The sequence below is a fragment of the Runella sp. genome (genome assembly GCF_027484545.1).
Taxonomy (GTDB): Bacteria; Bacteroidota; Bacteroidia; order Cytophagales; family Spirosomataceae; genus Runella.
In genome coordinates, this window is record NZ_JAIXST010000073.1 from 1 (window position 1) to 10,808 (window position 10,808).

General features: G+C 39.2%; 11 protein-coding genes. All 11 read right to left on the reverse strand.

The features are described 5' to 3' along the window. Positions 1–65: 65 nt before the first annotated feature. The 11 genes from Q0081_RS06640 to Q0081_RS06690 all read right to left on the reverse strand — a co-directional run bounded on the left by Q0081_RS06640 (position 66) and on the right by Q0081_RS06690 (position 10,568). Positions 66–437 carry a glyoxalase/bleomycin resistance/extradiol dioxygenase family protein gene (locus Q0081_RS06640; protein WP_298350540.1) on the reverse strand — a complete coding sequence of 124 codons (372 nt, stop codon included), beginning with the start codon at positions 435–437 and terminating at the stop codon, positions 66–68. A gap of 190 nt (positions 438–627) precedes the next feature. Further along, positions 628–993 carry an HIT family protein gene (locus Q0081_RS06645; RefSeq protein ID WP_298350542.1) on the reverse strand — a complete coding sequence of 122 codons (366 nt, stop codon included), beginning with the start codon at positions 991–993 and terminating at the stop codon, positions 628–630. Then, a complete protein-coding gene (locus Q0081_RS06650; protein WP_298350544.1) occupies positions 993–2,021 on the reverse strand; it encodes an HNH endonuclease domain-containing protein in 1,029 nt (342 codons plus the stop codon). The genes Q0081_RS06645 and Q0081_RS06650 overlap by 1 nt, the downstream gene beginning before the upstream one ends. A 223-nt stretch (positions 2,022–2,244) precedes the next feature. Continuing rightward, on the reverse strand, positions 2,245–2,847 hold the full coding sequence (locus Q0081_RS06655) for an SCO family protein (protein WP_298350546.1): 603 nt from the start codon (positions 2,845–2,847) through the stop codon (positions 2,245–2,247). 34 nt (positions 2,848–2,881) lie between these two features. Beyond that, positions 2,882–3,442: a toxin-antitoxin system YwqK family antitoxin gene (locus Q0081_RS06660; protein WP_298350548.1), complete on the reverse strand. Its 561-nt coding sequence runs from the start codon at positions 3,440–3,442 to the stop codon at positions 2,882–2,884. Between the two features lie 2 nt (positions 3,443–3,444). Continuing rightward, entirely contained in the window at positions 3,445–4,920 is a 1,476-nt protein-coding gene (locus Q0081_RS06665) for a multicopper oxidase family protein (protein ID WP_298350550.1), read from the reverse strand. A 195-nt stretch (positions 4,921–5,115) separates the two neighbouring features. Then, positions 5,116–7,635, reverse strand: coding sequence for a magnesium-translocating P-type ATPase (mgtA, locus tag Q0081_RS06670; RefSeq protein ID WP_298350552.1), 2,520 nt, complete (start codon positions 7,633–7,635; stop codon positions 5,116–5,118). An 86-nt stretch (positions 7,636–7,721) separates the two neighbouring features. After that, entirely contained in the window at positions 7,722–8,492 is a 771-nt protein-coding gene (locus tag Q0081_RS06675; RefSeq protein WP_298350554.1) for a nucleotidyltransferase domain-containing protein, read from the reverse strand. 188 nt (positions 8,493–8,680) lie between these two features. Next, positions 8,681–9,343 (reverse strand): hypothetical protein, encoded by a 663-nt coding sequence (locus tag Q0081_RS06680; RefSeq protein ID WP_298350556.1) that lies wholly within the window; start codon positions 9,341–9,343, stop codon positions 8,681–8,683. A 147-nt stretch (positions 9,344–9,490) separates the two neighbouring features. Further along, positions 9,491–10,015, reverse strand: a complete 525-nt coding sequence (locus tag Q0081_RS06685) for a hypothetical protein (protein WP_298350558.1) — start codon at positions 10,013–10,015, stop codon at positions 9,491–9,493. Positions 10,016–10,025: 10 nt separating this feature from the next. Further along, positions 10,026–10,568: a hypothetical protein gene (locus tag Q0081_RS06690; RefSeq protein WP_298350562.1), complete on the reverse strand. Its 543-nt coding sequence runs from the start codon at positions 10,566–10,568 to the stop codon at positions 10,026–10,028. Between the last annotated feature and the right edge of the window lie 240 nt (positions 10,569–10,808).

Sequence of the window (10,808 nt, forward strand, 5' to 3'; positions counted from 1 at the left end):
CAAAAAAATATCGCCTGCTATGAAACAAGGCTTGACAAAACGTATCTATTCGCTCGAAGAAGTGCTCATGATGAGACCTTTAATGATTGCCATAACTTAGTGTTCCAGTACCTAAATTCTGTCGCACCGTAAAATGTTTTTTCAAGTCCTTTAACCACTTTTACGTTGTCTTTTATTTGGTCAAAGAATTTTCTGATTTCAGTTGTCTGAATATACAAAAGCAATGAGCCACCGTTTTGTCTTGAAATTATTGGCAAGTCATTGCCTAAACTTTTAAAAGTCTGAAACATAAAAGTTACGTTTCCGCAAGTCATCATTGCAAATATGAAGTTGCCTTCTTCCAGAACTGTTGTTATCAGGTCAAAACCCAATTGCTTGTAAAAGTCAATGGTCTTGTTAATGTCGGTTACAAAAATGTTTGGTGATACTGATTTCATATCGTTTTTTTTATTTGTCAATATTCGTACTGTCGTTGGTTAAGGTTGCCGCTAACGGTTTGCAGCTACAAGAAGTTGGCGATTTCGGAGACGAAAACTGTCTGCCACCACTGAACTTGATACGAAGCATAAAGCTTCATTTAACCACTGAACCGCCAATTTCTTGTAGGTGCTTTTATAGCACGTTTTTTTAGTAGTTACCTTTTCCATTTATGCAATGTCTTATGCCACCTCGTGGGTTTTCCATGTCGCCTCTGTACCTTGGTATTAAATGACAATGAAAGTGAAATACTGTCTGACCAGCAGATTCTCCGCAATTCATACCAATATTATAACCATCAGGTTTGTGTTCTTTTTCGATAATACTTTTTGCTAATTCAATAGTAGCATTCAATTCGTTTTTCTCTTTTTCAGAAAGTTCAAAATAATCTTTTCTTACAATGTTGCTTATTATTAAAAGATGTCCTGGCGAAACAGGAAAAGCATCTTTAATAATAAAAAATGATTCGTTTTTATAAATTATTCTATCTGTTTGTATTTCTGTAAAGTCTTTCATTAAAATGTTCCAATTAATTCTATTTCAGGTTTCCATTGTTGAATTGAATGTGTCAAAGCTAAATTATATTGGGCTTCCAAAAATCTTCTTCTGCTTTCTTTTGTCAAACCTGTCTGATTTATAATAGTTTCTGATAACGGATGTTTGCTTTCAATGTAAAATTCGTTTCGGTTAAAAAGTCTATGAAGAAAACGTTTTTCTGGAATTCTTGCTTTCTTATGTAGATTTATACTGCTGTCCGCCAGAACTAAATTCCATACTCCATTTATGTTAGCGCCAGTTTGTGAATGAGCTAACTTATTTACATGCGGCAAAAAATGGTCAACTTCACAAATATTGATGTCATTTTTATTAATTGAAATGTCCTGATATGAATAAAAGCATTTGCCTTTTTGATAACCATTTAATGAATCTCGGACAGAAGTAATGTCAATGCGTTTCATTAAATTACTCTCAATAAAAAAAAGTGATTTACTCTCATCATACTTAACTTCAAGTAGATTCGGATTTATTTGCAAGTTCCAAGCTGTTTCAACTAAGTTCCATCGAGCTTCTACTTCTTGTTCCAAATTTCTATACTGGAATAATTCTTTAATCTTTAATAAATTGTCGGTAACTACTATTTCTTTTTTACCTTGACTATAATTTTTTTTATAAAATGGATTAGGAATTGTTCCACCATTAACGTTTTGGAAAGCGTCAACTACATTAACAAAGCCATATTTTTCGGTTAAACTGTAAAGGTCTTCTTTTGTAATCGTTTCATTGATGTAGTTTCTGCAACCTTCTAAAAACTTACTCGAACCGGCATTGCCTTGTTTGTCACTTTTTTTTAAATGCTCCACTATTGAGTTTGCGAATGGTATTGCTAATTCATCAAGCGATATTTTTGTTTTTTCTTGTTCAATTAATACGAGCAATGATTTAGCAAATGCAAATTTGTATGTCGCTGAGTTTTTTCCAAATAGAATAATAGCTCTCCATTGAGATTCTAATGAGGGGTCGCTTATTTGGAATTGTGTCGTCATTTAAAATGTGCTATAACGAGTGGATAGACGCCACTCCACCGATTTTAAATACGTATAACCGTTTGCTGCTATGGCGTCTATTTCTTATTTATCTGCCTAATTTAACAGATTTTTGAATTACCACAAACTAAACCTAAAAAAAAGAATTTCAAAAACCAAATGCCAATAACCACCTACTCGTAAAAAAGGTGGGGTAAAAAATAGTGAGGGAATGAAATGGAAGTTACTCTTTTAGAAGAATATTGATGTCGTCGGTAATGCGCTCAATGTCAATTTTTTGGGTGGCGTTGTAGATGCCCCTGATGCGGGCTTTTTTGTCGATGAGCAGCATGGATTCTGTGTGAAGAAACTCGCCGTTGCTTTTGAGCTGTCCCAAGGTTTTTTCGGCAAAATACGATTGTCGAGCAAGGGAATAAATGTCTTCTTTTTTGCCCGTCAGCAAGTGCCATTGGGCGGGGTTGATGTTACGTTCTTCGCCGTACTGCTTCAAAGTCGCGACTGAGTCCACCCACGGCATAACCGAAAACGAAACCAATTTCAAGTGGGGCTCTTTGGTAAAGGTTTCCTGCAGGGTTTTCAGATGGGTCATCATTTTGGGACAGATGCTTGGGCAACTGCTGAAAAAGAAATTGGCTACGTAAATTTGTCCTTTTAGGGAATCTTCGGTAATGAGATGACCAAGTTGGTTGTGCAAGGCGAAGGGGGCAATGGTATGAATTTTTGAGTAGTTCGCGTGGATCTCAGAAATCCATTCGGCGGTAAAATCGGCAGAATTATAAAACGGAAGCGTGGCTTCCGTTTTGCCTTTAGGGTTGCAATTTGTCAATAAACTGCTTGTTATCAGGATAATAAGGTATTTGTTAATGCGAAACGGGAATACAACTGTTAACCGAAATAACCCCATACAGTTTTTTGTTTTTAATGGTATAATTTGAAATTAACTCCCCCTTTTCATCCCAAACGCGTTGAATTCCTTCTTTCTCTCCCTTTTGGTAATTGCTCGCTTCTCTTTTGGTTTCATTGGGGAAATAGACCCATTGGGTGCCGTCGTAGTTGTCATTTTTGTAATGAAATACGTAACGAAGATGACCATTAGGCCACCATTGTTTAAAAAAGCCTTCTTTTTTACCGTTGATAAACAAGCGCTCCAGTAGCTTTTCACCCGTATTGTACCAACCTTTTGCTACTCCGTTTTCCTTGCCATCGATGATGGGCAATTGATAGACGATTCGTCCATCTTTTTCTTTTTCGACCATATAGCCCGAAAAAAGCTTTTTTTTATACACCCAACCTTGGTCCGTTTTGTGCAGAAAGGGATCGGTATTCTCAATGAAAAAAGAAGGTGGCGTTGATTGTGTTGGGTCAGAACAGGCAATCAACGCCAAAAAGGAAACTATAAAGACACGCGATAATTGCCTCATTATTATTTAATTACCAGAAATTGCCCCATCAGTCCAGCATCTTCGTGGTTAGGAAAATGGCAATGGTACATAAACGGGTTGGTATCATCGGTGAAATCGTCATATTTGGCTACCACAGAAACAGTTTCGCCGGTACGAATATAAAACGTGTCTTTCCAACCCGATTCATACGAAGCAATGGCTCCCGAACTGCGAGATACAATCTTGAACTGAATGTCGTGGATGTGGAAGGAGTGACCAAATATGTTGTTATTGACAATGGTCCATTTTTCAACGGCATTGAGTTTTACTTTTTGATTGATGGTCGTAAAACCATACGTATTGTTGTCAAAAGTAAAAGCCGACCCGGCTTGTCCCCCCGTGATCCTGATGGTTCGTGTCGTGGTAGCATCGGATTCTTTCCAGTAGGTGTTGGTTGTCAATTTGCTCGGTACGGCAGTGATGGCTCCAGTCGTAGCTGCTTTTACGTTGATGTGCAACACCGAGAAGTCTTTGTTGTTTAACAAACTTCCGAAGGTTCCTGAAGTTTGAGGTTCGCTTCCCCCGAATCCAAATTCCTGATTGGCGTTGTAGGCTTTTATGTCCAAACTTGCGCCTACGGCATCGTTACTCAAATCCACCAAAATTTCGGCCCGCTCTCCCACGGCTAATTTCACCCGGGTAACGGCTACGGGCGCATCAAGCAAACCGCCGTCGTTGCCAATGACATAAAAACTGCGGTTGTCGCTGAATCCTAAATTATAGCCTCTCTCGGTCTCTGCATTCAAAATTCTGAAACGCACAAATTGTTTGGGTAAACTTATCTGAGGATCAGCCGTACCGTTCACCAGCATGTAGTCGCCGTAGGCGTGGTCGGTAATATCAAACGAATTGTCGGAATTGTATCTGCGGCTGGTCAATACCAAAGGAATATCGTCGGTGCCGTAGGTTCTTGGTAAGGCCAATGCTGATTCTGTCGGATCTTTGATGATGATGAACCCACCGGCGCCATAGGTCAATTGTTCGTGCGTTTTTTCGTGCAGGTGCGGATGATACCAATAGGTGCCCGCATTGTTTTTTACTTCAAAGGAAGGCGACCACGTAGTGCCTGCTTCAATCATTTGGTGCGGGCCGCCGTCCATTACAGGAGGAATATGAAAGCCGTGCCAATGCGTCGTGGTGGTTTCGGTCAGATTATTTTTTACGTTCAATTTAACAAAATCGCCTTTGTTCATAATCAACGTAGGGCCCCAAAATGAGTTGCCGTTGTAACCGTACGTTTTTGTGGCGTTTCCCGTTTTTATTTGCTTAGTGGATTTTGACAGCGTGAGGTCAAAGGTAGTTCCCGTAAGCGTGGGCGGAATCCAAAGGTCGTTGTAAGCGGTAGTTGTAGTGGTCGTTGTAGGAGTGGTAGTTGGCGTTGTGGTATCACTGTCTTTGTTACAACTGATAAAGAAAGCGACTAATAAAAATACCGCGAAGACATTATTTTTTAGCATGGAAAAGTTGATTTACAAGTTTTGCTTTGTTGAACCCTTCCCAAATCAAATTTAAGATGATAGGGGAGTGTACTTATGTTCTGTTAGATGAGATTCCTGCTGAAAACTTGCGCTGAATAAGAAAAAAGATGCTGTGCCTGAGGTTGTTTAAGTCGCAGGTGATTGATTTTGTTCTCATTATCAATGGGTTATGAATTACTTCTTTTGGTATTTTTTAAAAAACCAAACCTTTAATAGATCGGCGGTGATGATGTACGCCGCCACGATAAGAAGCATAGCTCCTAAATTAAGCATAGGCAATGGGTAGAGGCCGACTTCGGCGGCAAAAGGAGTATAGGGCAATCCAACGGCCATGACAAGCCCAAGAATACTGAGGATAAACAGGTATTTGTTCGGTCTGCTTTTGAAAAAATTTTTGTGGGTCCTGATAATGAACAGGATACACAATTCTGAAAGGATGGATTCGATAAACCACGCGGTTTGGAATTCCGTCTCTTTGACTTTCAACAGAAATAAAAGGGTAAGAAAAGTGATGATATCAAAGAGTGAGCTGTGAATTCCGAAAACGACCATGTAACTGCGAATCAGTTTTAAATTCCATTTTCCAGGCTTTTCCAATTGCTCTTCATCCACGTTGTCAGAGGCAATGGTGAGATAGGGGAAATCTGTTATGAAATTGGTCAATAAAATCTGTTTGGGAAGCATCGGCAAAAAGGGCAATATCAGCGAAGCCGCCGCTACACTGCACATATTTCCAAACGTAGAGCCGGTACTGATGTAAATGTATTTCAGGGTATTGGCAAATGTTTTCCGTCCTTCTTTGATGCCGTCTACCAAAACCATCAGATTTTTCTCCATCAACACAAAATCAGCGGCTTCTCGGGCCACGTCCACTGCATTTTCGACGGAGATACCCACGTCGGCCGCCGTAATGGCCGATACGTCGTTGATACCGTCACCAATATAAGCGACGGTATAGGTTTTTCGTAATGCCTGAATGATGCGTTCTTTTTGTTGCGGCTCTACTTCGGCAAAAATGTGCGTTTTCTTGACCAATTGTCGCAAAGCTTCTGGACTGGTATTGAACAGTTCCTGCCCTGTCATGACGACGGGGTTCTGAATGCCGATTTTTAAAGCGATTGATTTGGCGACGTTTTTATTGTCGCCCGTTATGATTTTTAGGCCTACCTGCAATTTGTTCAGTTCATGGATGGTGTCAATGATACCTACTTTGATGGGATCTTCAAACAAGACAAATCCGGCGAATGTCATTTCGTTTTCGTCCGCCTTCGAAATAGTATCTGTCTCAATATTCTTGTAACAAATACCGATGGCCCGCAAGCCATTTATTCCAAACTGCTCAAATCGATCTTCAATGGCGGCCCGGTGCGAAGCAAGGTCTTCGATGGTTCCGTTACTTGTTTTGACGGTAGAACAAATACTTAAAGTCTGAGTATAAGCGCCTTTGATGACGAGCAACTTTTCGGAGTCGGTTTGAATGGCAATGCTTAACCGTTTGCGGATAAAATCGTAGGGAACTTCGCCGATTTTTTTCGGAACTGTTTTTGTAGTCAAAGTTAAGGTTTTCAGGGCGTCATCAATCGGATTGGCGTAGCCTGTTTCAAATATGGCGTTCCAATAGGCAAGGTCTTTTACAAATTCACTTTCCTGTCCAAAACCATCGACCAATCCTGCCACCGTAATCGAGCCTTCGGTGATGGTGCCGGTTTTGTCGGTACACAGCAGGCTGACTTCCCCTAAATTTTGGATGGAGGCCAGTTTCTTAACGATTACTTTTTTTGCCAACATCCGTTTGGCCCCCGCACTCATGGCAATGGTCGCGATGGCGGGCAATAATTCGGGGGCCATCCCAACGGCCAATGCCAAGGCAAACAGAGCCGACTCAATGACACTTTTATCATTCAATAAATTGACGACCAAAATAAATACGGAAAGAACCAGCGTAATTTTCATCAGAAAATACCCAAAATCCTTGATTCCTTTCTCAAAAGTAGTTTCGACGGACGTGGTGGCACTTTGGGCGATGCTTCCGAAAATAGTGTTAGCACCCGTATGAATCACCAACGCCTTGGCATTACCGCTCACAATGTTGGCTCCTTCCCACAGGCAGTTGGTTCTTTTTGCCAATTCGGTGTGTTCGTCCAAGATACCCGCTTCTTTTCTGACCGGATACGATTCTCCCGTCAAACTCGCTTCGTTGGCGTTCAGTTCATTGGCTTCAATCAGCAGACAGTCCGCGGGTATCATATCGCCGGCTTTGAATAGAAGCACATCTCCCGCTACAATATTGGTGGAAATGATTTCTTGAGGTTGACCATCTCTCAGCACCAGGCTTTTCAAAGAAATCATGGATTGCAGTTTCTCCACCACTCGTCCCGCGTTTCGTTCCTGAAAAAAACTGAGCAGGCCCGTTGACAAAACAATGAAGAGGATGATGAACACATCGGACGTATCTCCTAAAAAAGCCGAGATAATAACGGCCCCAATGAGAAGGAGCATCAAAGGATTGGTAAACTGCCCGATAAGCAGCAACGCCTCTTTTTTGAAAACCGATTTGTTGGGGCTTAGCTGTCCAGATTGATGCAGGAGGTTGTCGGCTTCTTTTTGAGACAGTCCTTTTTCTGAGCTGTTTAATTGCTGAAACCAATGGTTGGCATCAAATTGCCAAAAGCTATTTGTGGGCGGGGTTTGCATAAGGTGTAGTTCTTACTAAATTGAGGGTCACCTTGATGCTTTCAATTTACCGGTTAAAACTGATTTTTTCTCGGTTAGCTGCAAGGTTATTGCCAAGCTTCTTTCAGGGTAAATTTAAACAATTCATTCAAACGTTCCGTATCGGGTGGCGCCTGTTTTTCGAGGGATTGTACAAAGGTGGAATAATAATCCAGCTTCTGCTCCCAAAAGTCATTAATGAGTTGAATTTTAGGCGATTCGTTCAATTCTTCTCCCGCTATTTTTCGGGCCAGTAAGTTTTCGATTTCCTGTTTTAAGGCACTGTCTTTCACCTGCGTATCCACCAATAGTTGAAATTCCGTGGGGGCCATGGTGTTGTTTTCTTTGATCCAATCACACGCCAGGAGGGGTCTCAATACATAAAAATACTTTTTGGCGCGCACTTCCTCTTTTTGCAAATACGTTCTAAAATTTCCCTCCGCCATGTGCAGGTAATGATGTATGCACGACTTGGGATTAAAATAATGTTGGGTCAACTCCCGCAGTTGGTTGGCGGTGGAAAAAGATTCGGAATAAACAATGGGACTGCGCAGCCATTCCAACAGTGGCGGGTTTGATTTTCGGAAAAGCCGCAGCGCTTTTTTGAGCTCCCAACCCGATAAATCAATGTCGTTGGGCAAGATTTCTTCCTGACTGTCCTTTTTATCATCAATGTCTAAGTACCAATCCGGTTTATGAATGTAGAGATAGCGCACATCCCAATCGCTGTCGGTCGAAGCAAATCCCCAGGCACGACTTCCACTCTCCACGGCATACAGAATTTTAATGCCGTGTTGCCGTTCCAGCCGAGAAAGCACCTTTTTGATTTCTTCGGTCATTTGGGGATGTGGATAACGAGTGTGTATAAAAAAAGGTTTGGAAACGTTCCGAACAAAAAAACGATTCAGTGAAAAGTTCAAAATACTTTTGTGCGTTATTAAATACTTTACAAATTATTCATGAATTCAGTACGGCTTTTATTGTTCATATTCCAAATGTAATAAACGCTTATTTTTTAGCGGTGATTTTATTCTTCTAAATCTACTCTTAATATTTTTTTTGTCATTTTGTAAATGTATGCTGCTTTAATTGCGGCATCGTGAGTCTTGTAATAATGACGCCCATAGTATGAAACTATAAAGTATTTTCCTTCAACATCAGTTATTACTTCAACCGTAACTCCATCTGTAAATTCTACCCTGTGTTTTTTTAAGGATGCAACTTGTGGTACATATAAGTCTGCATTACCATCAAAATATATTGAACTAACTCCTTTATTCTCTTGAGTTATATTTTTTAAATATTTATCACTCAAGAACTGCAAGATGTCGTTTATATTATTTAGCTCTCTGCTAAATTTTGTTTCGTTAATAAAAAAAGCGTAGGTTTCAGTACTGTCAAGTTTCAGCGCGATAATATTTTCGTCAAAAAAACCATGCTTAAGCAAATAACTTTCGTGTTTAGTGTCAAGTAATAATGATTGATTGCCTAAGTACTCCCATGAACCTTTCTCAACAATCCCGTTTTCGGAAATTAGAAGTTGATTATTGGGGCGAAAAATAAAAATACGTTTACTTTGATTTATGTCTCCTAATGAGACCCAATGTTGATTTGTTAGCTTAGCTATGTCGTCTAAACGTTTGCTAAATCTTTGAATGCTGGGTATAATGTCTGCTATAAACGTCTTCATGAAATTACGGCTAATACTCTCGGGTTTTGTGTTCGAACGGGTTCTGAGAAACAAAGTTTTTGTTTATTACTGAAAATAAATACAAGCACAATAGTCAAAGATTACGAGCCAGTTCGCCTGATGCAAGACTTGTATTATAAACTGTTTTTATTTCTCTATGTAGTCGCATATTTCTTTAATAAGCCCTGATTTAAAAAACTCATCCCTGATTTCTTTTTTGTCAAGTAGTTTAATGAACTCTTCACGTGTTTTTTTTGAAATACTTTCTAAAGTTCGTCTTGGTGAAGTTTTTGCAAGGTCCAAGAAGTCTTTATTGAATTTTTTATGAGTAAGCTCCGTTAGGAATTTTTTATTGTCAAGGAAAATTATTTCAAATTCAGGTATTGACCAAAATGTCTTAAAGTTGTCTTTGATGAGGTTTGTGTTTACATATGAGTTGACAAAATCCTCTTTCTGGCGAATTTCATTTTTTTCAATTGTATCGGTGTCAAGAAGCAGGATGATTTTATTGTTTCTAATTGTCATTAGGGATTTCACTTTAGAAAGTGCAGAAGAATAACCATACGCAGAAAGTATCTCATACTTAACTGGGAGCTTTCTATCTTTTAACAATTTTTGCAAAACCTTTGCGTCAAATTCTCCTTCAGTTATTATTATTATGTCTTTATTCATTTTATTTACGTTAAATTGTTACGTCAAAGTTTGGAAAACCTTCCTTAATAACGTGTCTATATTTTTTTAAAAGACCTAATTTGAATTTGCTATGTTTTAGGCAAAAATCTATGTGGTCTCGTTCCCATAATAAAATTGTCTGTGGAGCTGAGAATTGGGAAAGTATCAAAGCCGGGTCAGTAAAACCTGTTGTGCTAAATACTGACCCAATAGCACTTGAAGGTCTTCTTAGTAACTGGTTTCTCAATTTTGCAATTGGCTCTATATTTAAGTTTTTAGAATAGTCTTTAAACTCAGCCAAAATTGAAATGTTAATATCTTCAAAATGAATAACACCATCAATTTGTTCTACACTTTCTCCAAAAATGGAAACGGAATATGGCCATCTTATTAAAGCTCCCTCAAGTTCAAATGCTCTTAGTATTAAAAATTCAAAGGCTTTGCCGCTTTCCCAATCTGGCGTTTTATTATCAATGATATTTTTCCAAAGTTTGATAAGTCCTTTTTTCTGTTTTTTTTGTATTTTTATTTTATACTCTTCGGTTGTTGGCATACTAACATTTAATTATTTGTTGTTTTATAAATTGATTTACAAAGAATGTATAATCGCCATCATTTCAATTATACCTCAAATCTAACAAATAACCGTCTAATCCTCACTTAATCCCTTTCAAAAATAGGGCAATTGCATGAAGTGGTAAGTTAGCCCGACCTTTGGGAAATGAATGTAGCTGAATTTTTCTTTGAGTTGGACGACCCTCGCCGGGACGGAAGCTGTTATCACGTCCTATCG

Excerpts from the sequence above, each read along its gene's own strand:
- Q0081_RS06640 (WP_298350540.1), bottom strand. The coding sequence starts at position 437 with ATGAAATCAGTATCACCAAACATTTTTGTAACCGACATTAACAAGACC.
- Q0081_RS06645 (WP_298350542.1), bottom strand. The coding sequence starts at position 993 with ATGAAAGACTTTACAGAAATACAAACAGATAGAATAATTTATAAAAAC.
- Q0081_RS06650 (WP_298350544.1), bottom strand. The coding sequence starts at position 2,021 with ATGACGACACAATTCCAAATAAGCGACCCCTCATTAGAATCTCAATGG.
- Q0081_RS06660 (WP_298350548.1), bottom strand. The coding sequence starts at position 3,442 with ATGAGGCAATTATCGCGTGTCTTTATAGTTTCCTTTTTGGCGTTGATT.
- Q0081_RS06665 (WP_298350550.1), bottom strand. The coding sequence starts at position 4,920 with ATGCTAAAAAATAATGTCTTCGCGGTATTTTTATTAGTCGCTTTCTTT.
- mgtA (WP_298350552.1), bottom strand. The coding sequence starts at position 7,635 with ATGCAAACCCCGCCCACAAATAGCTTTTGGCAATTTGATGCCAACCAT.
- Q0081_RS06675 (WP_298350554.1), bottom strand. The coding sequence starts at position 8,492 with ATGACCGAAGAAATCAAAAAGGTGCTTTCTCGGCTGGAACGGCAACAC.
- Q0081_RS06680 (WP_298350556.1), bottom strand. The coding sequence starts at position 9,343 with ATGAAGACGTTTATAGCAGACATTATACCCAGCATTCAAAGATTTAGC.
- Q0081_RS06685 (WP_298350558.1), bottom strand. The coding sequence starts at position 10,015 with ATGAATAAAGACATAATAATAATAACTGAAGGAGAATTTGACGCAAAG.
- Q0081_RS06690 (WP_298350562.1), bottom strand. The coding sequence starts at position 10,568 with ATGCCAACAACCGAAGAGTATAAAATAAAAATACAAAAAAAACAGAAA.